Raw genomic sequence first — 22,679 nt, 5'->3', positions numbered from 1 at the left:
GGACGCACTGTATGGATCCACCGGCCAGAACATCCCAGGCGACGAGGCACCCGCGACGGCAGCGGCCCGCCTTCGACCAGGCCATCGGTCAGGTCATCGGGCCAGGTCATCGGCCACAACGGGCCCTCATTACCTCATCGAGAACCCGCACGAGCGGTCCTGCACTTCGGTTCCTGCTTCATACCGCCGTGATTCAGAGGCGGTGGAGGCGGGCGAGGGTCTGCTCCAGCTCAGCCTGGAGGGTGCCGCCGGCGATATCGGCGTCACCGCGCTCGATGGCCCGCACCAGAGCGTCATGGGCGGCGTCTCCGTGATTCGGCTCCTGGGCGCGTAGGCCGAGGATGTCCAGCAGATCGATCAGCCCCTTGCGCAGCGCGGGGACGAATTCGACGAACAGGTCGGTGAGGACGGGGTTGTGGGCTCCGGCGACGACCGCCGCATGCAGGGCGATGTCCGCGTCGACGAAGGCTGCGTCATCACCGTCCGCGGCGGCTCGGCGGGCGTCCAGAGCCGCCTGCATGGCCGTGAGATCGGCTTTGGTACGGCGCTGTGCGGCCAGGCGCGCGGCTTGCACCTCGACAAGCATGCGGACCTCGTAGATATCGGTGACTGCGGCCTGGCGCAGCCGGGTGGCCCAGTCCTTCTCGGGCTCGTCGGCGATGACGAAGACGCCGGCCCCCTGGCGCGCCTGCAGCAGGCCGGCTCCGGCCAAGGCACGCAGGGCTTCGCGCACGGTGGAGCGGCCCACGCCGAGGGTCTTGGCCAGGGCGGTTTCGGCAGGGAGCTTGGTCCCGACCGGCCACTGCCCTCCAGTGATCTGGTCGCGCAGGTGCTGGGTGGCCTGTTCGACCAGAGGGCTTGGACGGAGAGCGCCGAGCGGCATACCGCATTCACCTCTCAGCTTGTCTGATGGCTGGACCTGGATTGCGTTGAGTCTACTGGGCATGGCGCCGAGGCCAGGCGGAAGGGAGAACGCCGCCGTCGGACAGAGGAAGGCGAAGCGGGTGTGCGGGTGTGCGGGTGTGCCAGAGTCGGCGCAGCGGAAGCGCCGCTGGACGGTCCAACCCGCCCGGCACATAAGGGTTTTACTCGTCCCTTCGTCGCTCGCTAAGGTAACTCCTCTGAGGACCTGAGTAGCTGAGGCCCTAGCCCGTATCACGGAGAACGAGAGCGGACGTTTCCACATGAAAAAAGGACAACTCGGCTTCCTGGCCGGGACGCACCTGGTCAATGACCTCTATCAGGGCGCGATCCCCGCGATGCTGCCGTTCCTGATGTCCCAGCGTCACTACAGCTACGCAGCGGTCTCTGGCCTGGCGTTCGCAGCGAGTGGCATATCCAGCCTGTTCCAGCCTCTGTTCGGCGCGCTCTCCGACCGCAAGCCACGGCCCTGGCTGGTACCGGCCGGCTTCGGAACCGCGGCCTTCGGTGTGACGGCGGCAGGGCTGTCCGGCAACTACCTGGTCACCTGGTTGTGTGTGGCGCTGGCCGGGATCGGCATTGCGGCGTACCACCCGCCCGCGACCAGTCAGGCCCGTGCAGCCGGCGGATCCTCGCAGAAGGCCATGAGCATTTTCTCCGTCGGCGGAACCATCGGCGGCGCCATCGCTCCGACGCTGGTCACCCTCGTCATCGGGGCAGCGGGGTTCGCCGGAAGCTATCTGCTGGCGATCCCTGCCCTGGTCATGGTCATCCTGTGGGCCCTCAAGGGGCCCTGGATGCGCTCGCGGGGCCACACGGCGGCTGCTCCGCTCGTCACCGGCGCATCGGCCAAGGCAGGGACAGGGTCCGGGGCAGGGTCCGGTGGTGAGGGACAAACGGATGACTGGCGTTCCTTTACCCGTCTGGTGGCCCTCATCGTCGGATGGTCCATTCCGTTCGTCACGGTCACGTCGATGGTGTCGCTTCACGCGCAGCGTGATCTGGGCGAGTCTGCGGCGGGGGGCGCCGCCGTTCTCAGTACGTACACCGCGGCCGGGGCGGCCGGTACGTTGCTCGGCGGCTGGGTGGGTGACCGGTACGGCCGGATGACCTCGGTGCGGGTCGGCTATCTCGCGGCGCTTCCGGCCCTGTTGGGTGTCGCCTGGGCTCCGGCGTTCCCGGTTCTGGTGCTGAGTGCGGGGGTGTTCGGCGTGGCGATGTTCCTGCCGTTCGCCGCGCAAGTGACCCTTGGCCAGGACTACTTGCCCAATCGTCCAGGTACGGCCAGTGGGCTGACCCTGGGACTGGCGATGGCAGCGGGCGGCCTGTGCTCCCCGATGTTCGGATGGCTCGCCGATTCAAGTGGGCTGCCCGCCGTGTTCTACGCCCTGTTCATGCTCTTCGTGGTTCCTGTTGTCATAGCCGTCCGGCTTCCCGACCGCGCTCTGCATGTGCCTGGCTCGCAATCGCCGCCACTGGCTGAGCCCGCAGACACCCACAGGGTGCAATAGGGCACTTCGCCAATCGACAGCAAGGAACGCATGGAACGCAAGGAACGCAAGGAACGCACGTCGAACTCTTGCCGATCCTGCAGCGCGCGGTGCCGCTCGGCCCACCCCGGACTCTCGGTTCAGCCCGCGTCCGGCACCGCCGTCCTCCCACCCGCGTCTTTCCGAAGCATCAGGACCCTGCCATACATCGCGCCGACAGTGGAGTCGCAGAGGGTTCGGTGAAGAGCGCGGCCCATCCGTAAAGCCGGTGACCGCGCCGTGAGTGAGGCTCAGCCTGGCGTCGCCCAACTCCGTCCCAACCGGGTGGGGTCGGGGCGACCACAGGTAGAAGGCCCCGCAGCGGCAAAGGGACGCTCACCCACCAGTTCCGGGAGCTCGCCCGACCGGCCCAAACCATGCACCTGGTCCAGGTACGCGGACGCCTCACGAGTCCGTCCGCTCGGCACGCAGCGGCCAGTGGCCGCAACAGCGCCAGCCGCCCGCCCTTGTGAGGCCTGGGTCGCCCCTCATGAAACCTGTGTCGCCTTCTGCCGGGAGCCATCGACAAAGGCTGCCGAGGGTCGGCGCACGCGGTGGCACTGCAGGGTGCCGGTCCGTCCGCGAGGGCGCCGCCGCGGTTCAGTTCGCCAGTCGCCCGGGAACCACCAGTCCGGTCTCGTAGGCGGCGATCACGGCCTGGGCCCGGTCGCGGAGTCCCAGCTTGGTGAGCACGTTGCTGACATGCGTCTTCACGGTGTGCTCGCTCACCACCAGCGCCGTGGCGATCTCCGCGTTGGACATGCCTGCGCCGAGCAGCCGCATCGTCTCGCGCTCGCGGGCGGTGAGGACGTCCAGGCGTTCGCTCCTCGGCGGCGGTACGGCGGCGCCCGAGGTGAAGGCGGCGATCAGGGTGCGGGTGACGGAAGGGGCGAGCAGCGAGTCACCCGCCGCGACCACGCGCACCGCGTGCACGAGGTCGTCCCGCCGGACATCCTTGAGCAGGAAGCCGCTCGCGCCCGCGCACAGGGCGTCGAAGAGGTAGTCGTCCTGCCCCCAGGTGGTCAGCATGATCACCCGGCAGTCCGTTTCGCCGCAGATGATCCGAGCCGCCTCGATTCCGTCCATCCCCGGCATCCGGATGTCGAGCAGGACGACGTCGGGGCGGTGTGCACGGGCGGCGCCGACCGCCTCGAACCCGTCCCCGCTCTCCGCGACGACCTCAATGTCGGGCTGCGCTGCCAGGATCATGGCGAATCCGGCGCGTACCAGCTCCTGGTCGTCGGCCACCACCACGCGGATCGTCATGCCACCACCCTCACTTCCGGCGCGGCCAGGGGCAGCCGCGCCCTCACCTCGAATCCCGGGAGGCGGTCCTCCCGGGGGCCCGTCGTCGCGGTCCCGCCGCAGGCGGCGGCCCGCTCGCGGAGGCCGATCAGGCCGTTCCCGCCGGACGGAAGGCCTTTCCCCGCGCCGCGGCCGTCGTCGATGACGCGTATCTCCAGCCCGTCGTCACACCAGCGCAGCCGCACCTCGGCGCGCTCGGCGCCGGCGTGCTTGACGACGTTGGTCAGTGCCTCCTGCACGATCCGGTACGCCGCGGCACCGCAGTCGGCGGGCACCGGACGTGGCTCGCCCTCAGCGATGCTGAACACCTCCAGGCCCGCTCCTGCGACCTGGCGGACCAGTGCGGGCAGGTCGTGGATGGTCGGCTGCGGGGCGCGCGGATCGTCCTCGTCCTTGAGGACGGCCAGCATCCGGCGCAACTGCTCCAGGGCGTCGCGGCCGGTGCCGGCGATCGCGCCGAACGCGGCCGAGGCGCGGGTGGGGTCCGTGTCCAGCACCACCGGTCCGGCCTCGGCCTGGACGACCATCAGGCTGATTGAATGGGCCAGCACGTCGTGCATCTCCCGTGCGATCCGGGCGCGTTCGCGTTCGGCTGCGCGCTCCTCGTCCACCTGGCGTTCGCGTTCGAGGCGGGCGGCGCGTTCGGCCAGCGCGGCCGCCTCGGCACGGGAACCGGCGGAAGCCCGGCCGAGCGCGTACGCGGCGACGTACAGGACGACGCCGCGCGTCGCGGTGTCCGGCGAGCCCACCGAGGCGAGGCCGCACGCGCAGATCGCCAGGAACACCGGTATCCGCACCCGGGGCGGGGAGACGGACGCCATCCCGTGCAACGCGATGAGGGTTCCGTACCAGAGCGGCTGGGGAGCGAGCGGGGCGGCGAGGTCGTAGAGGCCGGCGAACGCGGCGCAGACCAGCAGGACCGATGCCGGCGCGCGCCGCCGCACCGCGAGGGGAAGCGATGCCCCGACCGCTACGACGTATCCCCACCAGTGCCAGGGGCGTCCGCTGTCGCTGTGCTCGAACAGCAGGGGCGCCATCTGGGCGACGGTGGTGACGACGGCGAGCGTGACCTCCGACCACGGCGAACTCGCCAGGCGGCGGAGCGAAGGGGAGATGGGCAGCGCGGGCATAAGGGGACGGATTCTTCCATGGGGCATTCGACGGCCCTCAACTGTGCGCGGTGGCAGGAGAGGTGCCGCGACGGGGGAACGGTACGAGTGCGGCACACAGCAACAGGCCCACGGCCGGCAGCGCGTCCAGTCCCAGGAGGGAGACCAGCACGGCGAGCACCACCGCCACCGCCCGCCATACGGGAACGGCCCGGGCCAGCGCGAGTTGGCAGAACATGACGAGCAGGCCGAGGTAGAGCAGCACGGGTCCCGCGGTGTAGACGACGAGGTTCACCCCGGGGACGCTCTGGACGTCGGCGAACATGGCCCGCATGGCCTCGTGGTCCGCGGCGAGCGCACCGACGACGATGTCGACGGAGATCTGGGCCATGGAGCAGACGGCACCGACGAGGCCGACGACGGCCGTGGCCGTGGCGAACAGGCCGCGCCCCGCCAGCCGGCGCAGCTCCAGGAACACCGTGACGAACAGGATCAACGCGGCGAGGAACGCGAGGTGACCGGCCGTCCAGGCCGGACCCGGACCGCGCTCGCCGTCCAGGCCGTCCAGGGCGCGGAAGCCCGCGTAGGCGGTGACGAGGAGTGGGGCGGTGGTGAAGGCCATGGTTTTGGTCATGAGGTGGATCCTCGCCGCGGCAGCCGTCCTGGGCATCGCCGACGTGACCCATCTTCGACTTCCCCCGGGAGAGGGAGGAAAGGCTGACGGCCCTGGAAGTAGGGCGGGGAACTACCTCCCCCCTTTGCCAGCTCCCTGGCCCTGGCCCTGGCCCTGGCCCTGGCCTGCTGAGGGTCTCGCCGCTTGCCCAGGGCGTTGATGACATGCGCTGCGTCTCGTTGCGCGCTGTCTCTAGCCCCACACAACATTCTCTGACTAAAGTCAGAGAATGGATGCAGCGCAGATCAGCCAGGTACGGCGGTTCAACCGCACCGTCACCGAACGCGTAGGCGTACTCCACGACCACTACCTGGGGCGCGACCGGCCCATCGGCGAGGCCCGGCTGCTCTGGGAGATCGGCGAACAGGGCCAGGACGTACGGCGGCTCCGCGAGCGCCTCGGGCTCGACTCGGGCTACATCAGCCGTCTTCTGCGCTCGCTGGAGACCGACGGCCTGGTGACGGTGGAGCCACAGCAGCACGACAGGCGGGTGCGCACCGTCCGGCTCACCAACGCGGGCCGTTCGGAGCGCGCCATGCTCGACGGTCGCAGCGACGAGCTGGCCGGCTCCCTGCTCGAGCCGCTCAACACCGCCCAGCGCGCCCGGCTAGTCGCGGCGATGGCCGAGGTCGACCGACTGTTGACCGCTGCGACGGTCACGCTGGACACCGTCGACCCCGGCCACCCCGATGCCCAGCTCTGCCTGCGGTTCTACTTCAGCGAGCTGCAGGCACGCTTCGATACGGGCTTCGATCCCGCGCAAAGCCTGCTGCCCGATGCGAGCGAACTCCGGCCGCCGCAGGGCCTGTTCCTGGTTGCCCGGATGCATGCAGAGCCCATCGGCTGTGCCGGTCTGAAGCTGCCGCCCGACGCCCCTGCGGAGATCAAACGCATGTGGGTCGCTCCCCACGCCCGCGGGCTCGGCCTCGGCCGCCGATTCCTGGCCGAGCTGGAGGCGCGCGCCGCCCGGCACGGCCACGACGTGCTGCGCCTCGACACCAACAAGGCACTCGGCGCCGCGATCGGCCTGTACCACTCCTGCGGCTTCCAGGAGGTCCCCGCCTTCAACGACGAACCCTACGCCCACCATTGGTTCGAGAAGCGGATCGCCGGACCGCCGTCGCGGTAAGGGATCCGGACTGGACAGGTCCCCTCTTTACGCAAGGAGACAACCCGTTCGAGCGGGTTTCCACCGACGGCGGCTAGCTCATGACCAGGCGCATCACCCGACGACAGTCGCACCACACCAGCCAACCGGCACCCCTTGAGAACGCCTGAGAACGTCGGAGGCTCACGGTCGCCCGGACCGCCGTCACCGGCTCCGACCGTGTTCCCGTTTTCCACGTTCCCACGGCAGGGCTTCGCGGCCACCTGATCACCGAGAGACTCGGACGCCCACACCAGCCGATCCCAGGCGAAAGCCGACCTCCCAGCCGCCGGGCGGTCTCGTCGACGCCACGAACTTGTCGAATATCGATATGGTCCTCTAGCCTTGGCATATCGAAAATCGATAGGAGCATGCGATGGACACGCGACTCACGAGGACCCTGACCTCGGTGACCTTTGGGCTGGCGGTGCTCTGCGGGCTCGCCTTCATCGGTACGGGGGTCGCGCACGCACTCGACGACGCGGCCGTCTGCGTGCAGACGGACTTCTGGCGCAACGCCTCACTGGCGGACAACCTGCCGATCGGCAAGGGCGTGAAAGCGTCCAGCAGCGCCACGCGCCTCTGCCAGGACAGCCCCTCCGCAGGTCAGCGCGCCGCCGACCTCGGGAGCGAACTGCCCTGGCTGCTGTTCGGTTCCCTTGCACTGCTGCTCTTCTCCCGGCTGCTGAAGGCCGTCCAGCTGCAGGGGCCATTCACCGACACGGCGTCGCAACGGCTCTCCGTTCTCGGCTGGTTCGTCACCGTGGGCACGCCGGTGGCCGGCCTCGTCGCGGGGTGGTCGCAGTCCTGGCTCGTCGGGAGCATGGCACCGTCCGCGGGCTCCGGTCCGACGGCCACCGGACCGCTGGTGCTCGTCCTCGCCGGCCTCGCCGCAGTGATCATGGGGAAGATCATGCGCGAGGGCGTGCGCATGCGAGAGGACCTCGAAGGGACCATCTGATGCCCGACGAGGAACTCCACGCGATCCGGATCCACCTCGACCGGATTCTCACCGAGCGTGGCATGACGCTCACCGAACTGTCCGCGCAGGTGGGCATCACCGTCGTCAACCTGTCCGTGCTCAAGAACGGGCGAGCCAAAGCCATCCGCTTCTCGACCCTGTCGAGGATCTGCGATGTCCTCCAGTGTCAGCCGGGAGACCTGATCACCCACGCCCCCGACGAGCCTGCCTAGCCAGTCATCGTCAGCAGGTTCACCGGGGGCCGGCCGGGCCGATCCTCAATGCCCTGTCCTACTCGTCCTCCGCCCTTCTTCCTGCGCATCACCTAACTTCCCGTGCATCACCCAAAGCCGTCCCGAGCCGACCGCGTGCGTGATCGACACGCGGAGCGTCAAGGCCTCCACCAACGTCCCCGCCCGCGACCAGGGTGCCGACGTCAGCAAGAAGATCGGCGGTGACAGCCGAGTGGAGGGTCCGGGTGATATTCCGGCCGCTCTGGCAGCAGGACCGCGAATTGCTCCCAGGGCGGTTCGGTGAGCCATGATGGCAGCGCGGGCACTGGTCTCCTCAGTGATTACAGAGCGTCGCAACTCCCTGATCGCCGGGACCTGTGCCCGTTCTGTTGCCGGTGTCCCCAACGGCGCCTATCCGCACGACTTCAAGCCCCGTTGGGCAAGGGGCGACGCCGACGGAGAGGCGGCCGTCGCCTCGCTCGCCGAGTACTGCCGCATGATGGGGAACTGACGGCCTGTTGCCCAGCATCGCAGGTCGCAGCTCCTACTCGTCTTGGTAGAAGCGATCCACCCAGCTCTCCAACAGAGCGCCGAACTCGGCCTCTGCGACGTCCCGGAGCTCGTTGGGATTGTCCGGTGGGGTAAGGCCGAAGTTCTCCTTCAGCCATTCGAGATAGTCCCCATGGCGTGGGCTGGGCTTGTCGTCAAGGTCGGGCTCCACAAACTGGGCCGCCTCCCAGGAAGGCCACTGCCACCAGTCACATCCCAATTGCCGAAACAAGTCCCGGAGGTTGCTGGCGACGACACATATTCCGCCCTCGTCTCCGAAAACCACCACGGGCAAAGCGGCCAGGTCCTCACGGTCGTCGACGCGCCAGAACGCATAGTCCGAACCGGATCTGTTGGCGCGGGCGAAGCACAAGAAGCTGTCGACGAACTCCTGCTCCTCCGAGTATGTCTCGGCGCCGCTGGGCCTGCCGAACTCAACGAGCTCGAACCCGTTGGCGTAGTACTCGCTTCCACATCGCTCATCGAACTCCTTGAGCCTATTGAGTTCCGAAACGGGAGAGTAAGCGTCACTCACGGGCTACTCCGAAGCGGGTCGAAAGATCAGCGGTTGTCCGGTGGACGGTATCGCCCCTGCCCGCCCTGCGCACCCGCCACCGCGAACCCACCGTCGGCTCCGCCGAACTCACAGCACCTGGCCTTCCCGCCCGCCCAGCCCCAGGCGGCGGAGCCGACGGCTGACGCTGCGGCAGCTCGCTCGGCTTGCCCGCTGCTACGAGCGGCGCGCCACCGTCGTCGACGCCTTCTTCGGCCTCGCCGACACGATCATCACCGTGCGCAGTCTGATCCGACGGGCATGGACAACTCACCGCTGGGACGAACGCCCGAACCGCCGACCATGACCGCCCCTATCCGCGCCACCTCTTAGCCGGCGGATCGCCGCGCAGGTGGCCGGCGCGCCCGGGCAGTCACTGCGCGGGCGGGGTGGTGAGCCGCTCCAGCGTCTTCCGGATGGATTCGAGGGCGCCCGGCTGACGGCCCGGCACCCGGCGGCGCAGGGCGACGAGCCGGGGTGCGAAGGCGCGGGCCGCAGAGGCATCGCGCAGCTGCAGCCACTGGTGATGGGCTCTGTCGACGCTCGTCTCGACGTCGTGAGCGTCAGGGGCCTGCTGCAGGACGTCGAGGCGGGTCTCGGCGGCCTGGAGCCACAACCGGCAGCTGGTGCTCGGGTCCTGGGCGACCGTGGCAAGGAACGCCCGGACCTCGACCCAGTGGACGCTCGCGAACGTATCCGCCCCGTACGTCTGTACCGCGTGCCGTTCAGCGGCGGCCGCCAGCTCGGCTGCCTCGTCATGGCGGCCGGCCTTCGACGCGGCAGCGATGCGCTCGTGCGGATCGGCCTCGACGGGGACCACGGCTTCGCTGGGCATGTGGACGGGCGAGGCGGCTCGCCGTGCCTGCTGTGGCAGGGGCGCTGGAACTGCGGGGACCGGCCCCGGGGCTGGATTGCTGGGCGGCAGCGGGACGTTCACGGGGGCCGCGGGCGGCATGGCACCGAGGAAGAGAGCGCCCTCGGCAATGTCGACGCGGCGGAGAACCTCGTGGTGCAGCTCCTCGTCGCCGGGGCGGTGGCCGCTGCGCAGAACCTGGGCCAGGGCATGCGCATAGCGCGGCTGGGCGGTCCGCCGGCGGCCCGGGGGCGGGGAGATGACGCCGTACGCCGGGACGTTGCCGAAGGAGAGCGGCTGGTCGTGGAGCAGTTGCCAGACCTCGGCGTCGGCGATCAGGTCGGCGTAGACGGTGGTGGTGTGGGGGCGGCGCTGCTGCAGCGTCTGGACGAGCCAGGCCCAGGGCAAGCCGGTGTAGCGAACCGTCGCAGGCGCGGTGCGGGCGAGCGCGAGATGGATCTGCCCCTGTTTGCGGTCACGTTGTAACTGGCCGACGAGCGCGACGGTGAGCGGGCCCTCCGTGGCGGCCGCACCCCGAATGCGAGTCAGCACGGCCTGCGGGTCTGCGGGGTCGGCCAGCTCGATGAGGGTGGTGGCCGCGATGCCGGTCCACGCGGCCGGTGCCACAGCGGCCAGCGCGGGAATCACCCTGCTCGTATCCACGAGCGCACCCTTGCCTGCAGGGGCCGCCGCCAGTAGCAACGCGGTCCCCGGTCGTTCATCCGCCCCGTAGATCTGCACATACGCACGATATCGGCTGCCCCGGACACTTCGGGGCGACATCGACGCCGGGCCGCCCGGGCGCGCCGGGCGTCCTACGGCTTCGGCCGGGAGGGACTGCCGCCTCGCGGCTTCTCTGGTGCAGCAGGAGAACGGAGAAAGCGGGCAGCTCAGACAGCTGCCACTGACCAGCTCCGACAGCTGCCACTCACACTCAGGCGGCCGCCGTACGGACGCCCCCGCCGGCGGGGCGGGACGCGGCCCGGGCGGATCAGGCGTTCGGGGCCGGGCAACTTCGAGTCGCAGTCGCGGTTCACCGTCTCGGCCGGGGCTGACGGGACAGGAGTTCGGCTCCGCCAACAGCACACCCGGTCGTCCTCGACAACGAACCCGAGCACCGGCCGACTACCGGCCCCGCCCCCAGCCGCTCTTGGGGTCAGTCGGCCCGAGGACGCCACGTCAGTGCACGTCGTGCGGCCGTGAATCCGCCCGCGGCTGTTGCGGCTGCGGCAAGGAGGACCGTTGCGGTCAGGACGGCCGTGATGAGGTTCCACGACAGGGTTGCTCCGCTTTCTCCTCCGGTGACGGGCTGGACCAGGACGACATGAACGAAGGTGCCGATGGCACCGGCGCCCAGAAGCGGGGCTCCCAGGCACCAGAAGGCTGTGGTGTGGAAGACCTGGCCGCGCCCGGTGAGCACGGTGAGCGGGGCGAGTGTCTGGGAGAACTGCAGAAATTCTGAGAGCGCGGCGAGTGCCATGGCAGTGAGCAGAATGAGTGTGCCGATGGTGCCGAGGAAGGGAATCCAGCGGGACTGGTAGCCGACGGCGAAAGACTTGGCTCCGTCTTCGGCCACCGGCTCGGTGAGGGCTTTCACGCTCAGGTAGAGGTGGGCGGCGCGTTTGACAGCCGGGATGTCCATGGGTTCGTCGATGTCGGTGAAGACTACGGCCTGCAGACCTGCGGCGGAGTTGATTGCGCTGACCGGGCCGGTGCGGACGGCTGCGGGGGTTTCGCCGAAGGTCTGGTAGCCGGAGACCCTGAGGCGTTTGTCGAGGGCTCCGTACTGCACGTTGGCCTCTTGCCCGGGGGCAGGGCAGGGCAGCTGCAGGGCACGGAGGCTGCTGCACGGTGCTTGGAGGACACGGCTGGCGCTGGAACCGTCGGACTGGATGTTCCCTGTGCCGATGGCGACCGCGTGCGCCCCCTTGGGAAGTGCGGCAGTAAAGGCATAGGTGAGTCGCGGTGCCGAGGTTTGCACGAGCGCCATGGTCCGGCCTTGCGCGGAGTTCAGCTGTTCCACGTCCCCGGAGCGGGCGAACAGGAGGCTGGTGATGATCTGGGTCTGCCCGATGACGCCGATGGCGATGATCATTGCGGCGACCAGTCGGACCACCATTCCAGGCCGGGCTGCGGTGGTGCGGGCGGCGATCAGGCGCGCGGGGGCGCCGCTGTGGTGAGGCGACCTCGAGGCGCGGCGGCTGATGCGGGACGCGGCCCAGCCGATCACCCAGGGAAGCGTCACCCACACTCCGACGACTGCGAACAGATAAGCCGCCGCGGAGCGTTGCGCGCCGAAGGACTTCGACGTCAGAGCCAGGACGAGGAAGGCAGGACAGGATCCCAGGGCCAGGAGGCGCAGGAGACCGCTGCCTGCTGTGCGGGGCCTGGTGGATGCCCCCTTGCGCGCGGCGGCGGGCCGTAGCAAGAGGACCAGCCCGAGCATCATCGCCACGGAAGCGGCAACGGCAGCCGCCAGCGTCACGCCGACGCGGCGCAGGTCCGGCGCGTACAGCGTGTAGTCGATCCACGGCAGCTGTACGTCTACCAGCAGGAAGGGGGTGGTGACCAGGGCTGCGACAACTGCCCCGATGCAGACGGGCCGGATCGCAGCGCCGATGTCCATCCAGGCACGTGCCGCCCGCCCGGCACCGAGGGTGTGCAGCAGAGCATCGCGGCGGTCCCGTCCGGCAGCGCCCATTCTGGCCGCTGCTGCCGCGAGCCCCAGGGCAGGAAGGCCGAGCAGTACGCCGATGACGGCCAGCATCGAGGACTGGGGGCCGATGACCCGCAGGTCGCCGAAGGCCGGACCGGCGCCTCCGTACCCGGTGATCTTCTCCATGCGGGCCGTGCCCAGCATCTTCGTGGTGGGGCGGACGTAAGCCAGCCGCTCGCCCGGTGATGCCAGTCCCTCGGCCGAGATGGTGCCGACGCTGGTTCCGTACCGGTGGGCGAAGTCCTCACTTGTGGGGCCCTCGGCCAGGGCCGGCGACAGGAACACTTCGCCAGGTCCTGGCCAGCGCGCCACTCCGGGCGGCAAGGGCGCATCCGCGGTCAACGGGGCGATGACGACCACGGTGAACTGGCGCCCCTGGTAGCCGTCCCAATACCGGCTCCACAGAGCCGAGCCCTGCTGCCCGTGACCGGCGAGGACGGGTACCCGCGCCGCCCCGCGCTGCTCACGGCCCTGCCATGTCGCGGCCGTGGCAGACAGCGAGCAGAGCGTCACGGCCACGATCGCTGTAGCGGCCAGCAACGCCCAGAAGCGGGCCCTGCCGCCTTCGGCGGTCCGCCCGGCCGCCCTGCCGATGCGCAGCATATGGCGGATGCGACCGCGCTTCATCGGGCGCCTACCAGAACGCCTTGTTCCACGTGCATGACGCGGTCGGCCCGGTGTGCCACGGCCGGGTCATGGGTGACGACGAGCAGTCCGCACCCGCGCGCGGCCGGTACGGCGAACAGCATCTCGGCCACGTGGTCGCGCGACGTTTCGTCCAGTGCCCCAGTGGGCTCGTCCGCCAGGAGCAGAGCGGGGCTGCCGATCAACGCCCGTGCTACGGCTACCCGTTGACGCTCTCCGCCGGACAGCTCACTGGTCGCCGTCTCGGTGACCGGCACACCGAGTTCCTCCAGGAGCCTCCGGCTGTCGCCATAAGCACGATCACGGTCCACACCGTCCAGCAGGGCGGCCAACGCCACGTTCTCCACCGGAGAAAGCTCAGGCAGCAACTCCCCGAACTGGAAGACCATCCCCATGTGCTTTCTGCGGTGCTCTGCCAGGCGCCGGCCTCGCAAGGCGACAACATCACGACCAGCGACCACTACTGATCCTGCATCAGGTCGGACGAGGCCGAGGAGGATCGAGAGAAGCGTGCTCTTCCCTGATCCGGAAGGTCCCATGACGGCGACGGACTCGCCGTCGCTCACGGTGAGTTCGAGCCCGTCCAGCAGGCGTCGGCCCCCGACCTCGTACCCCAGCTCGCGGACTTCAAGGGGCAACGCATCCGACACGCCATCGGCCTTTCAGGAGAAGAGAAATCAGCAGTGCGCTGCCCGGGGCGAAGAGTCTCCCGGGCAGCGCGATGTCACAACGGGCCGTTGTGGATCAGTGGTCGTCGCTCCACCAGTTGGAGCAGTCGTCGGGCCACTTGTCGATTTCGGTGCAGACACGCATGTCCCACACCTTGCCGCCCTTGTTGCTGTACACCTTGGTGCCCTGTCCACTGTGATTCCACAGCGTGTAAACGTCACTGCCATGGCCGTTGCGGTTGTACTCGGCCTTTACGGAGTTGTCGTCTCCCTTGGTGTCCTGCAGGCCGACCTGATAGCCGCCCCCCGTACGCCAGGAATGCGCACCGGACGTATAGCGGTCCATGTCCGCGAAGGCGGTAGTGGACCCTGCCGCTACGGCGACCCCCGCGATCACCACAGCCGCCCGTGACACTAACTTGCCGGCTCTCTTCATGAGACTCCTCCCGTTGTCGTGCAGACCCCACTACCCCACTGGCGGAGATCGTGAGGTGATGAATGCTGACGATCTTTACAGCCGGCGAAGGGACGAAGAAGGCATCTTCAAGCCAGCGAATGGGCGGAGTGGCATATTTCTCCGGATTCAGACCTTGCTCCTGCGTAAATCAGGAAACGGAAGAATGCACTCCCAACCGACATCCACATCGGCCACCCTCGACCGCCCCAGGCAGGCGGGAAGCCAACCGTCACGCGATCGCGACAGGTGGACTCCTCCGACCCAGAGCCCGCAAGGGAATGCCCAGCCTTCTTGGGCGCATGCCGCCACCTGGAGCGATTCACTCCGTTCGCCAGTCAGCTACGGCGAGGTCTCCTCGTACTTGGCCTGAACGAGCAGCGTTGCCAAACGTGTCCGTATGTCCGTACGGAATGTCCGTACGAATTGCCGATGCCGATGCGGATGCCGATACCAAGCCAAGACCCAGCATCTCGCCGCGGGTGCTTCGGGATGGCGCAGCCCTGACTTCGTGGAGGGGCCGGCGAGTGTGCCCGCACTTCTGCTGTCCTGGCGAGACGGGCGCGCGATCCTCGACGTGTGCGGCTTGGCTTATTGCGGGCGCGAGGGTCCTGGCCCTCGCACTCGCACGTGCGGTGCGACACCTGCCGTGGAGCGGAATGACAGAAGTCGCGATGCTGCCACCGGATCGCGTTCGCCTCGTCACAGCCCGGAGACGGCTGGATGACGTCAACCGGCGGGGATTCGGAAATTTCGAGGAAATTCGGCGCCCCGGAGTGACACGCCACGCCCTATTCGATCAAGGCGTCTCGGCCAAGGCGTCTCGATCAAGACGTCTCGATCAAGGCGTCTCGATCAAGGCGTCTCGATCAAGGCGTCTCGATCAAGGTATTTGATCAAGGCGCCTTGATCAATCACACGGGCAATACGCGTAAAACACGGCACGCCCTCCATCGCAAGGGCTTACCGGTGTGACATCCACCAGATTCAGAAGCCTTGACGCTTGTTAACGCGGAAGTAACCATTCCGCATACGGCTCGGCGTTCGACATTGCCGACCCCGGTTCGGGCCGCCGCCCGATATGAGAAAGGTTCGGCCCATGCGTCTGCGCTCCCGCCTCCAGATCCTTACCGCCGCCTGCGCCACGGTGGCCCTCGGCCTCCTCGGCACTGCCGCCACCGCGCACGCCGACGTCACCGATGTCCCGCCGGCCGGCGCCAATGACTGGTCGTGCAAGCCGAGCTCGGCGCACCCTGAACCGGTCGTGCTGGTCAACGGCACGTTCAAGACCATGGCCGAGAATTGGGCCACGCTTTCACCGCAACTCGCGAACGCGGGCTATTGCGTATTCGCCTTCAATTACGGACATGCCGCCACCGACGCCATTCCGGACTCGGCGGCCGAGCTGCGCGACTTCGTGAACGCCGTACTCGGCGCGACCGGAGCGAAGAAGGCGGACCTCGTAGGACACAGTCAGGGCGGGATGATGCCGCGCTACTACATAAAGTTCCTCGGCGGTGCGACCAAGGTGGACGACCTCGTCGGGATCGTGCCCTCCAACCACGGCACGTCGAACCCGCTGGCCCTCGCGGCCGGAGCGACCGTCTGTCCGTCCTGCGTGGACCAGACCACCGGCTCCGAACTGCTCCAGAAGCTCAACGCCAACCCCGAGGCGCCCGCGGGTCCTGACTACACACAGCTCGCCACCAAGTACGACGAGGTCGTGGTGCCCTACACCAGCTCCTTCCTGAGCGGCTCGGCAGACCACGTCACAAACGTCCTCCTGCAGGACAAGTGCCCGCTCGACACGACCGAGCACGATCAGGCCACGAAGGACCAGGTAGTCGCCCAGTGGGTGCAGCGCGCCCTCGAGCGCACGGGCCCGGCCGATCCAGGCTTCCAGCCCCACTGCCTCGGCTGAGCACAGCCCGTAGCGAAGTCGCCCCATAGCCAAGCAGCCAAGCAGCCGAAAGCCGTCTCCCGCACTCAGCGCGGGGAGGGGACTCTTCGGCACGGGAAGACGCAGCGGCTGTTCCCTCAGATCGTCTTGCCGTCGCGTACGTAGCGAGTGCCCCAGCGCTGGGCGAGCTGGGCGAGCTGGGCAACCAGGAAGAGGCCACGGCCACCTTCGTCCGTGGTGCGGGCCTGGCGCGGGTGCCGGTCGGAACCGTCCTGAAGTCCGGACGCACCCTGACCGTGTGCCAGCTGGAGGTGTTCGGCGTCCAGGACGGCCGGCGAAAACTCGTCGCCACCGGCCAACAGACGCTGATCCGCGTGAACAGACCCGAGCAGTGAGCCGCAGTCATTGCCGTCCCCAGGCAACGGCGGGCAGCCACGCGCCCGGCCCGATCGGCTCGGCGGCGACACAGGCCTACAGCTCACGCAGGAATTGCTGCTCCCTGCGCGGGCGGCTCCCCAACGGCGACAAGCGACCCCACGTCCGCGGCAAGCTCCGCGAGTACCTCGTCCTGTGACCGACAGGCAGTGAACGAGCGAGAGACCCGCCCTGCGCCGCCCCGTCCGAGGCGCTACGTATACGGTGTGCGGCGATGGATGACGACGTGCGGCCCTGGGACGCGGCGGCGCCGCTCGTACGGGCCGCGCGGTGTGGCGACGCCCTCGCCATGGATGACCTGCTGAAGCTGGTGACGCCGTACGTCACCCGGCTGTGCAGCCCGATTGCCCCGGCCGACACCGCGGACGCCGTACAGGAATCCCTTCTCGCGGTGTTCCGGGGGCTGCGCGGACTGCGGGATCCGCAGGCGTTCTACGGGTGGGTGCGAGCGGTCACCGTGCGGGAGGCCGTCCGGGTGGCGCGGCGTACCGCAGGCGAGACGCCCGCCGACCCCGAGGAGATCGCCCGGCTGCGGGACCTGCTGCCCGGCGTCGGCAATGAACTGACCACGGAAGTCCGGGACTTGCTGGCCCGACTGCCCGTTCAGCACCGCACCGTACTGGTACTGCGAGAACTGGAAGGCCTGGACGAGCGGTCGACGGCCGAGCTGCTCGGCGTACCCGAGGGCACCGTGAAGTCACGGCTGAACAGGGCCCGTTCCTCCTTCCGGAAGGCATGGACACGGTGAACGCACCCGATACGGTCGCCCGGCTGCGCGTCTTGGCCGCTGGACTGCGCGCCCCCCTGTACGCCGAGGCACGGATCGCTCTGCCCTTCGACCAGGTGTGGGCGGTCATCGCCGACCTGGAGGGCGAGCTGCCCCATCTGATCTCCTTCGTCCGGGAGTTCAGGGTCCCGCCCGGCGACAGCGAGCGCAAAGCGGCGCAGGCCGTGGACGTACTCGGCCTGCGCGGGCCGTTCGACGTACGGCTGAGCCCCGGGTGGTGCCTGATGCAGTCCCGGCTGGTGACGATGGGAATGGCCGCGGCGCCGGACGGCACCGGGACGCGGCTCGCCGTCTGCGGCGCGGCGCGGCCCGCCGCCCTCGGCCCCGTGCAGCGCGTGTACCGCCGTCTGCTCGGCGCACGCCGCACTCGCGCCTTCTTCCGCGAGGTGGAGCGACGCGCCGCCCTGCGCTGACCCCTCATCCGGTCCTGGCGATTCATCCGGTCCTGGCGATGAGCTCCCGCAGGGTCTCGGCCACCAACTCCGGCCGCTCCTCGTGCAGGTGGTGCCCGGCCCCCGGCACGACCCGTACGGTCAGATCGTCCGCGTTCGGATCGCCGCCGCGCAGCAGGGCGGGCGGGATCACCGGGTCGTGCTCACCGCCCAGGACCAGCGTCGGGACGGCGAGCTGCCGTCGGCGGTGGGTGCCCCGGAAGCCCGCCGGAATGTCCCGCACGACGTACTGCCAGAACATCGCCTGCCCGGCATGGGCCGAGGCCTGTGCCGCCTCGGTGAACTCCGCAAGATCGGCGTCCCGCCACGCCGCCGGATCGGCGACCGCGCGTCGCAGCAGATACCGGGTGAAGGCCGGCCAGTGCCGCAGGACGAGCCGTCCGAGTACCGGGTACTCGATGAAGGCGGTGAACCACATCCGCCACAGATTCGGCAGGACGTCGCGGTGGCGCGTCCACGGGTGCGCCATGTTCAGCGCCAGGAAGGCGCGGAACCGCTCCGGTGCCCGCTGGCACAGCCGGAAGCCCACCCCGGCACCCCAGTTGTGTCCGACCAGGGTCACCCGGTCGAGGCCGAGCGCGTCCAGCAGCGCGAGGATGTCGTCGCCGAGTCCGTCCGTGTCGTAACCGCGCTTGGTCTGCTCCGACCAGCCGAAGCCGCGCAGATCGACGCAGATCAGCCGGTGGCCGTCGGCCAGCAGCGGGACGAGTGCGCGCCACGCGTACCAGTGCTGCGGGAAACCGTGCAGCAGCACGACGGGCTGTTTGCCGCTGCCGGACTCGGCGATGTGCAGCCGGGCGCCGCGGACCGTCACCCACCGGTGCTCGGCCCCTTCCAGCGGGGGCATGGGGCGGTCGCTGTTGGTCATGAGGGAGTCCCTTCGCCAGTACGAGAAGTCGCGTTCACCCCGCCAGGAGGCGCACGGTCCGGCAAAAGTTCCCTCGTGTTTGTGTGCACGTACGTCCAGATCTCGACCAGGCGATTTCCGTCGTCCACGGCTGCCCCGGGTCAGATGCCGGCATGCCGCGAACGAGGGCGCGCATACTTCGCCTCATGGACTTCGACATCACCGCGGAGGAGGAAGCACTCGTCTTCCACGTGGCCGCCCTCCTTCAAACAGGCCACTCCCCTACGGATGACGACCTGGCGGAGGAGCTGGGCGACGAGGTTCGCCCTCCCCTCCAGTCCCTCCTTGACAAGGGCTGGCTCGTCATCGAGAAGGAGCGGGAGCTGACCCTGTCGACGATCGCACGGCATGCGGTGTCCAGTCGGAGGGACATCGGAGGTTCGTGAGTGCCGACGGGATCCGTCAGCCTGCTGTCGCTCCCTGCGCTCAGCCGAAGAACACCAGCAACAACGACACCACGGTGACGGCTACGGCCCCGATCACAAACCCGAGGATCACCTTGCGCTGCCAGGACGCGAGATAGCCACCGCGCAGCGCGCTCCCCATCCTGCCGTACTGGTCGATCCGCCCCATCGGCGTGAGCGGATCCGTCGGCCCCTGCGGCATGCCCTGTGTCCAGTCGGGGCCCGGCTGCGGGTAGCGGCGTCGCCACCCCTCGTCCTGTCGCCACGGCAGTGCCACCTGTTGCTCCTTCCCCGATCCGCCGATTACGGCGAGCCTGCGGCGCCGTACGTCGACGTGGCTTCCGCGTCCTTCCGTTCCGTGCCCTCGGCTACCCCGCCTTCAACGAACGGATGCGGAGAAGTCCGGGGTGGCCAAGGGCTTCGAGCCCACCGTGAACATCACCATCACGCTTACCGGGCCCGACGGCGCAGTCGTCGCCACCGAGGACATCGCGGTGGCCGGGAAAACCGTCCCGTACGACCTGGTCGCGGTCCGGGAGTTCGAGGACCTTCCCATGGGCACCTACCGCGTCACCGTCACGGGCGTGAAGACCGGCGGCAGGAACCACCGACGGCCGCAACTACACCGGCAAGGACCGCGTGGAGCTCGGTGAGCACGCCGTGGAATTCGACATCGGCGGCTGACGCGTACCAGCTCCGAGGGCACTATCGGAGGACGCTGTCGGAGGGCACCAAAGGACGGCCGGGGTGGGACGGCAGCAGCGCAGCCCACCCCACTCGCCAGGCTCCCCCGCACTCGATGCAGAGAGACGACGGCCTTTGCCATGCGGCGCGAACCCTCACGTCAACGCCTTCGGCAACCTCGTGCTGACGCCCCTCATCGGAGTGCCGGCGGATCAGCGCGGTCCGGCAGTGTCACGCGCCGGACCCGGCAGTGTCAGCCATTCATGGCTGCCCAGAACTCCTCGAAGGACATCTGGCGGTCGCCGTTGGTGTCGAGCGAGTCGATCAGCTCCTGGGCCTGCGACTCAGTGATCCGCGAACCCTCCAACTCCGCCACGACCTTCCGGTATTCCTCCGCCGTGACCTGGCCGTCCCCGTCGACGTCGTAGCGCTCGAAGACCTTCCGCGCCGCCGTCTCCACGATGTCTGCCATGTGCTCCGCCCTTCTGCGATCTTCACTGACGGCGGCCCAGACTATCCGTCCGCCCAAAGCAACACGCGCGCGCCCGTCCTGCCCAGCCGTTGCGGGCCGAGCTCTCTCCAACACCCGCAACTCCCGCTTCCGAAGGCATGAGTCCCGGGATCGCCTCGGTGTTCCGTCATCGCCGCACTGTTAGCACCAGCTGCTGCCGATGCCTGGCTGCTGTACGCGCAGGGCCCTGGTCCGCGCGCTTCCCGCAACCCAGGGCCTTGCCGCCATCGCCTCCGTCGGAGGAGAACATGATGGACGCTGACACGCTGCTCGACTTCCCGTTCTCCCCGCGTGGCGACCGTCTCCCCGCCCGAGATCGCCCAGCTGCGGCCCGAGCCGGTCAAGCGGGCTCGGACGATAGCCGACGCACGGGGGCCTGGGCGCGGTGTCAGTCGTCGATGGCCTGGTAGAGCGTGGTCCAGAAGTCGTGGATGGCCCGCGCCGAATCCGGGGTGGACATCCCAACCTGGGTGAGCAGGATTCCGGTGAGTTGGTGGTGGGGGTCGGCGTAGGTCGAGGTGCCGGTGCCGCCGTCCCAGCCGAACTGGCCTATGGGCGCGTAGTCGCCGCGGTAGGTGCGCACCGCCATCCCCATGCCCCAGCCGCCGTGCTGCCCTTGGCCGAAGCCCACATGGACGTTGTTACGGGCCATGGTGGTGCGGGCGGCGTTCTGCTCGGGGGTGAGGCGGTTGGTGGTCATCAGCTCGACGGCGGGCCGGGACAGGATCCGTTCGCCCTCGTGCATCCCGCCATTGAGCAGCATCCGGAAGTAGGCGTGGTAGTCGTCGACGGTGGAGACGAGACCGCCGCCGCCTGACTGGAACGCCGGAGGCGCGCTGTACTGCCCGCCCACCGCCTCGTCCCAGACGGTGAACTCCCCGGTCTGCGGGTTCGGCGTGTAGCAGGGCGGCAGCCGGTCGATCTTGCCGGCGGGCACATGGAAACCGGTGTCCTTCATCCCCAGCGGTTCCAGGACCCGCTCGCCCAGGAACGTCTCGAACGATTGCCCCGTGACCCGGGCGACGAGCACGCCGAGCACATCGTGGCTGATCTGGTACTGCCAGTGCTCTCCGGGCTGGTGCATCAGTGGCAGCGTGCCCAGGCGGCGCATCCACTCGTCCGGCTCGGGCAGCGCTGTCGCGCTCTGGCTGAAGATCCCCCGCTCGAAGACCGCGTCCATGATCGGGGTGCCCAGCGCCGTCAGATCCATGCCGAGCCCGAAGGTGGAGGTCAGCAGGTCCCGTACGGTGATCGGCCGCCGCGCCGGCACGGTGTCGTCCAGCGGGCCGTCGATCCGCTTGAGCACCTGCCGGTCGGCGAGTTCGGGCAGCCACGGCTCCACCGGGTCGTCCAGACGCAGCCGGCACTCGTCCAGCAGGATCATCGCCGCCGCCATCGTGACCGGCTTGGTCGTCGAGGCCATCCGGAAGATGGTGTCCCGGCGCATCGGCGCGCCACCGTCGTGGCGCATGGTCCCGACCGCTTCGATGTGCGTCTCACCGCCCCGGCTGAGCAGGGCGACGAGTCCGGGAATCTTTCCGGACTCCACATGCCGTGCCAGCACGTCGCGGATTCTGCGCAGCCCTGTTTCGGAGAAGTCGCTGTGCCGGCCGGTGAGGTTGGGGGACATGGCTGTGTGCTCCTTGTGGGGTGTGTCTGAGTGAGTGGCTGGCTGGGTGGTTGTCGCGGTGAGGTGTGGCTGCCGCCGGGCGCGTCCCGGGCGATGGCTGCGCGCATCCAGGGCGGTCGCCGTGCTGCGTTCGCCGTGCGGGACGCCTCCCCGGCGCGGCGTCCACGGCGTTCGCGAGTTCGCGTTCGGCCCGATGGCCGGGGGCGTTGAGGGTGCTCCTTGCAGGGAGCGGATCAGAGGCTGCGGGCGGTGATGTCGCCGTGGGGGGTGGTGGCACGGATGTCGAGATCGGCGGTGCCATCGTTCTTGAGGGCGTTGTGGATCCGGCCGTGGCCGGTACCGGCGTCCAGGGCGGCCGAGACGCCGGCGGCGGCGCCGACGGTGATGTCGCCGGACTGGGTGCTGAGCACAACCTTGCCGCCCATGGCCTCGGTGATCCGGATGTCGCCCCTTGCGGTGCTGATCTCCGCGGCCCCACCCAGCCGGCCGACCTCGACGTCGCCGTCGACCGCGGTGAGGCGGAGGCTCGCGGCCTCGTCCAGCTTGACCTGACGGTACGCGCCTTCGAAGACGACGTCGCCGAGGCGGCCGACCGTCCGGAGTTCGGCGCTGGCCGCCCTGGCGTCGATGTGGGAACCGGCGGGCAGCTTGAC

At 69.1% G+C, this 22,679-nt stretch carries 24 protein-coding genes and 5 pseudogenes; 13 read left to right on the top strand and 16 right to left on the bottom strand.

What is annotated here, in order from left to right:
- Window positions 1–193: 193 nt before the first annotated feature.
- Window positions 194–883 carry a FadR/GntR family transcriptional regulator gene (locus tag ADL29_RS07625; protein ID WP_053922953.1) on the bottom strand — a complete coding sequence of 230 codons (690 nt, stop codon included), beginning with the start codon at window positions 881–883 and terminating at the stop codon, window positions 194–196.
- Between the two features lie 301 nt (window positions 884–1,184).
- Between ADL29_RS07625 and ADL29_RS07620 the strand changes: the two genes are divergently transcribed.
- Window positions 1,185–2,432 carry an MFS transporter gene (locus ADL29_RS07620; RefSeq protein ID WP_053922952.1) on the top strand — a complete coding sequence of 416 codons (1,248 nt, stop codon included), beginning with the start codon at window positions 1,185–1,187 and terminating at the stop codon, window positions 2,430–2,432.
- Window positions 2,433–3,050: 618 nt separating this feature from the next.
- Here ADL29_RS07620 and ADL29_RS07615 read toward each other — a convergent pair.
- Genes ADL29_RS07615 through ADL29_RS07605 form a run of 3 tightly spaced genes read right to left on the bottom strand, consistent with a single transcriptional unit; the run spans window position 3,051 to window position 5,498 of the window.
- On the bottom strand, window positions 3,051–3,716 hold the full coding sequence (locus ADL29_RS07615) for a response regulator (protein WP_053922951.1): 666 nt from the start codon (window positions 3,714–3,716) through the stop codon (window positions 3,051–3,053).
- Window positions 3,713–4,885 carry a sensor histidine kinase gene (locus tag ADL29_RS07610; protein WP_053922950.1) on the bottom strand — a complete coding sequence of 391 codons (1,173 nt, stop codon included), beginning with the start codon at window positions 4,883–4,885 and terminating at the stop codon, window positions 3,713–3,715. The genes ADL29_RS07615 and ADL29_RS07610 overlap by 4 nt, the downstream gene beginning before the upstream one ends.
- A 37-nt stretch (window positions 4,886–4,922) precedes the next feature.
- A complete protein-coding gene (locus tag ADL29_RS07605) occupies window positions 4,923–5,498 on the bottom strand; it encodes a hypothetical protein (RefSeq protein WP_053922949.1) in 576 nt (191 codons plus the stop codon).
- Between the two features lie 268 nt (window positions 5,499–5,766).
- Between ADL29_RS07605 and ADL29_RS07600 the strand changes: the two genes are divergently transcribed.
- From ADL29_RS07600 to ADL29_RS44970, 4 genes and pseudogenes are all read left to right on the top strand, one after another.
- Window positions 5,767–6,666, top strand: a complete 900-nt coding sequence (locus tag ADL29_RS07600) for a bifunctional helix-turn-helix transcriptional regulator/GNAT family N-acetyltransferase (RefSeq protein WP_053922948.1) — start codon at window positions 5,767–5,769, stop codon at window positions 6,664–6,666.
- 394 nt (window positions 6,667–7,060) lie between these two features.
- Window positions 7,061–7,645: a DUF2975 domain-containing protein gene (locus ADL29_RS07595; RefSeq protein WP_053922947.1), complete on the top strand. Its 585-nt coding sequence runs from the start codon at window positions 7,061–7,063 to the stop codon at window positions 7,643–7,645.
- A complete protein-coding gene (locus ADL29_RS07590) occupies window positions 7,645–7,878 on the top strand; it encodes a helix-turn-helix domain-containing protein (RefSeq protein ID WP_053922946.1) in 234 nt (77 codons plus the stop codon). Before ADL29_RS07595 ends, ADL29_RS07590 begins: the two co-directional genes overlap by 1 nt.
- A gap of 124 nt (window positions 7,879–8,002) precedes the next feature.
- A pseudogene (locus tag ADL29_RS44970) lies at window positions 8,003–8,110 on the top strand (IS5 family transposase); the annotation flags it as partial.
- Here the strand turns inward: ADL29_RS44970 and ADL29_RS42405 are convergent.
- Window positions 8,097–8,204: pseudogene (locus tag ADL29_RS42405) on the bottom strand (IS5/IS1182 family transposase); the annotation flags it as partial. The pseudogenes ADL29_RS44970 and ADL29_RS42405 overlap by 14 nt on opposite strands.
- A gap of 11 nt (window positions 8,205–8,215) precedes the next feature.
- On the opposite strand from ADL29_RS42405, the gene ADL29_RS43355 reads away from it, so the two are divergent.
- Complete coding sequence (locus ADL29_RS43355; RefSeq protein WP_157878417.1) at window positions 8,216–8,389, top strand: hypothetical protein; 174 nt, start codon at window positions 8,216–8,218, stop codon at window positions 8,387–8,389.
- A gap of 33 nt (window positions 8,390–8,422) precedes the next feature.
- On the opposite strand, the gene ADL29_RS07585 is transcribed toward ADL29_RS43355, so the two are convergent.
- Window positions 8,423–8,962, bottom strand: coding sequence for a hypothetical protein (locus ADL29_RS07585; RefSeq protein WP_053922945.1), 540 nt, complete (start codon window positions 8,960–8,962; stop codon window positions 8,423–8,425).
- A 181-nt stretch (window positions 8,963–9,143) separates the two neighbouring features.
- On the opposite strand from ADL29_RS07585, the pseudogene ADL29_RS42400 reads away from it, so the two are divergent.
- Window positions 9,144–9,287 (top strand): annotated as a pseudogene (locus ADL29_RS42400) (IS5/IS1182 family transposase); the annotation flags it as partial.
- Between the two features lie 66 nt (window positions 9,288–9,353).
- On the opposite strand, the gene ADL29_RS07580 reads toward ADL29_RS42400, so the two are convergent.
- The 4 genes from ADL29_RS07580 to ADL29_RS07565 all read right to left on the bottom strand — a co-directional run bounded on the left by ADL29_RS07580 (window position 9,354) and on the right by ADL29_RS07565 (window position 14,298).
- A complete protein-coding gene (locus tag ADL29_RS07580; protein WP_245689212.1) occupies window positions 9,354–10,496 on the bottom strand; it encodes a hypothetical protein in 1,143 nt (380 codons plus the stop codon).
- A 493-nt stretch (window positions 10,497–10,989) separates the two neighbouring features.
- Window positions 10,990–13,176 (bottom strand): hypothetical protein, encoded by a 2,187-nt coding sequence (locus ADL29_RS07575; protein WP_063788411.1) that lies wholly within the window; start codon window positions 13,174–13,176, stop codon window positions 10,990–10,992.
- A complete protein-coding gene (locus ADL29_RS07570; protein ID WP_053922942.1) occupies window positions 13,173–13,844 on the bottom strand; it encodes an ABC transporter ATP-binding protein in 672 nt (223 codons plus the stop codon). Before ADL29_RS07570 ends, ADL29_RS07575 begins: the two co-directional genes overlap by 4 nt.
- Before the next feature lie 94 nt (window positions 13,845–13,938).
- Window positions 13,939–14,298 (bottom strand): hypothetical protein, encoded by a 360-nt coding sequence (locus ADL29_RS07565; RefSeq protein WP_157878416.1) that lies wholly within the window; start codon window positions 14,296–14,298, stop codon window positions 13,939–13,941.
- 1,117 nt (window positions 14,299–15,415) lie between these two features.
- Here ADL29_RS07565 and ADL29_RS07560 point away from each other — a divergent pair.
- Complete coding sequence (locus tag ADL29_RS07560; protein ID WP_053922940.1) at window positions 15,416–16,237, top strand: alpha/beta fold hydrolase; 822 nt, start codon at window positions 15,416–15,418, stop codon at window positions 16,235–16,237.
- 119 nt (window positions 16,238–16,356) lie between these two features.
- Here the strand turns inward: ADL29_RS07560 and ADL29_RS46800 are convergent.
- Window positions 16,357–16,473: pseudogene (locus ADL29_RS46800) on the bottom strand (ATP-binding protein); the annotation flags it as partial.
- A 3-nt stretch (window positions 16,474–16,476) separates the two neighbouring features.
- On the opposite strand from ADL29_RS46800, the pseudogene ADL29_RS44965 reads away from it, so the two are divergent.
- From ADL29_RS44965 to ADL29_RS07545, 3 genes and pseudogenes are all read left to right on the top strand, one after another.
- Window positions 16,477–16,611, top strand: a pseudogene (locus ADL29_RS44965) (DUF4442 domain-containing protein); the annotation flags it as partial.
- Between the two features lie 254 nt (window positions 16,612–16,865).
- A complete protein-coding gene (locus ADL29_RS07550; RefSeq protein WP_046925076.1) occupies window positions 16,866–17,399 on the top strand; it encodes an RNA polymerase sigma factor in 534 nt (177 codons plus the stop codon).
- Entirely contained in the window at window positions 17,396–17,851 is a 456-nt protein-coding gene (locus ADL29_RS07545) for a hypothetical protein (protein ID WP_157878415.1), read from the top strand. The genes ADL29_RS07550 and ADL29_RS07545 overlap by 4 nt, the downstream gene beginning before the upstream one ends.
- A 22-nt stretch (window positions 17,852–17,873) precedes the next feature.
- On the opposite strand, the gene ADL29_RS07540 is transcribed toward ADL29_RS07545, so the two are convergent.
- Entirely contained in the window at window positions 17,874–18,758 is an 885-nt protein-coding gene (locus ADL29_RS07540; protein ID WP_053922937.1) for an alpha/beta fold hydrolase, read from the bottom strand.
- Between the two features lie 185 nt (window positions 18,759–18,943).
- On the opposite strand from ADL29_RS07540, the gene ADL29_RS07535 reads away from it, so the two are divergent.
- A complete protein-coding gene (locus ADL29_RS07535; protein ID WP_063788410.1) occupies window positions 18,944–19,183 on the top strand; it encodes a hypothetical protein in 240 nt (79 codons plus the stop codon).
- 40 nt (window positions 19,184–19,223) lie between these two features.
- Here the strand turns inward: ADL29_RS07535 and ADL29_RS07530 are convergent, their stop codons facing one another.
- A complete protein-coding gene (locus ADL29_RS07530) occupies window positions 19,224–19,478 on the bottom strand; it encodes a hypothetical protein (protein WP_053922936.1) in 255 nt (84 codons plus the stop codon).
- 130 nt (window positions 19,479–19,608) lie between these two features.
- Between ADL29_RS07530 and ADL29_RS07525 the strand changes: the two genes are divergently transcribed.
- Window positions 19,609–19,854 (top strand): hypothetical protein, encoded by a 246-nt coding sequence (locus ADL29_RS07525; RefSeq protein ID WP_053922935.1) that lies wholly within the window; start codon window positions 19,609–19,611, stop codon window positions 19,852–19,854.
- Between the two features lie 284 nt (window positions 19,855–20,138).
- Here ADL29_RS07525 and ADL29_RS07520 read toward each other — a convergent pair whose 3' ends face one another.
- The 3 genes from ADL29_RS07520 to ADL29_RS07510 all read right to left on the bottom strand — a co-directional run.
- Window positions 20,139–20,357 carry an EF-hand domain-containing protein gene (locus ADL29_RS07520; protein ID WP_053922934.1) on the bottom strand — a complete coding sequence of 73 codons (219 nt, stop codon included), beginning with the start codon at window positions 20,355–20,357 and terminating at the stop codon, window positions 20,139–20,141.
- 427 nt (window positions 20,358–20,784) lie between these two features.
- Window positions 20,785–22,026: a serine hydrolase domain-containing protein gene (locus ADL29_RS07515; RefSeq protein WP_053922933.1), complete on the bottom strand. Its 1,242-nt coding sequence runs from the start codon at window positions 22,024–22,026 to the stop codon at window positions 20,785–20,787.
- Window positions 22,027–22,259: 233 nt separating this feature from the next.
- Window positions 22,260–22,679 (bottom strand): DUF4097 family beta strand repeat-containing protein (locus ADL29_RS07510; protein ID WP_157878414.1); only part of this gene is annotated, 420 nt, incomplete at its 5' end.

The organism is Streptomyces chattanoogensis (assembly GCF_001294335.1).
GTDB lineage: Bacteria > Actinomycetota > Actinomycetes > Streptomycetales > Streptomycetaceae > Streptomyces > Streptomyces chattanoogensis.
This window is presented reverse-complemented; position numbering and strand designations above follow the sequence as displayed.

Coding starts and splice junctions, on each gene's coding strand:
- ADL29_RS07625 (WP_053922953.1), bottom strand. CDS start 883: ATGCCGCTCGGCGCTCTCCGTCCAAGCCCTCTGGTCGAACAGGCCACC.
- ADL29_RS07620 (WP_053922952.1), top strand. CDS start 1,185: ATGAAAAAAGGACAACTCGGCTTCCTGGCCGGGACGCACCTGGTCAAT.
- ADL29_RS07615 (WP_053922951.1), bottom strand. CDS start 3,716: ATGACGATCCGCGTGGTGGTGGCCGACGACCAGGAGCTGGTACGCGCC.
- ADL29_RS07610 (WP_053922950.1), bottom strand. CDS start 4,885: ATGCCCGCGCTGCCCATCTCCCCTTCGCTCCGCCGCCTGGCGAGTTCG.
- ADL29_RS07605 (WP_053922949.1), bottom strand. CDS start 5,498: ATGACCAAAACCATGGCCTTCACCACCGCCCCACTCCTCGTCACCGCC.
- ADL29_RS07600 (WP_053922948.1), top strand. CDS start 5,767: ATGGATGCAGCGCAGATCAGCCAGGTACGGCGGTTCAACCGCACCGTC.
- ADL29_RS07595 (WP_053922947.1), top strand. CDS start 7,061: ATGGACACGCGACTCACGAGGACCCTGACCTCGGTGACCTTTGGGCTG.
- ADL29_RS07590 (WP_053922946.1), top strand. CDS start 7,645: ATGCCCGACGAGGAACTCCACGCGATCCGGATCCACCTCGACCGGATT.
- ADL29_RS07575 (WP_063788411.1), bottom strand. CDS start 13,176: ATGAAGCGCGGTCGCATCCGCCATATGCTGCGCATCGGCAGGGCGGCC.
- ADL29_RS07565 (WP_157878416.1), bottom strand. CDS start 14,298: ATGAAGAGAGCCGGCAAGTTAGTGTCACGGGCGGCTGTGGTGATCGCG.
- ADL29_RS07560 (WP_053922940.1), top strand. CDS start 15,416: ATGCGTCTGCGCTCCCGCCTCCAGATCCTTACCGCCGCCTGCGCCACG.
- ADL29_RS07550 (WP_046925076.1), top strand. CDS start 16,866: ATGGATGACGACGTGCGGCCCTGGGACGCGGCGGCGCCGCTCGTACGG.
- ADL29_RS07540 (WP_053922937.1), bottom strand. CDS start 18,758: ATGACCAACAGCGACCGCCCCATGCCCCCGCTGGAAGGGGCCGAGCAC.
- ADL29_RS07535 (WP_063788410.1), top strand. CDS start 18,944: ATGGACTTCGACATCACCGCGGAGGAGGAAGCACTCGTCTTCCACGTG.
- ADL29_RS07520 (WP_053922934.1), bottom strand. CDS start 20,357: ATGGCAGACATCGTGGAGACGGCGGCGCGGAAGGTCTTCGAGCGCTAC.
- ADL29_RS07515 (WP_053922933.1), bottom strand. CDS start 22,026: ATGTCCCCCAACCTCACCGGCCGGCACAGCGACTTCTCCGAAACAGGG.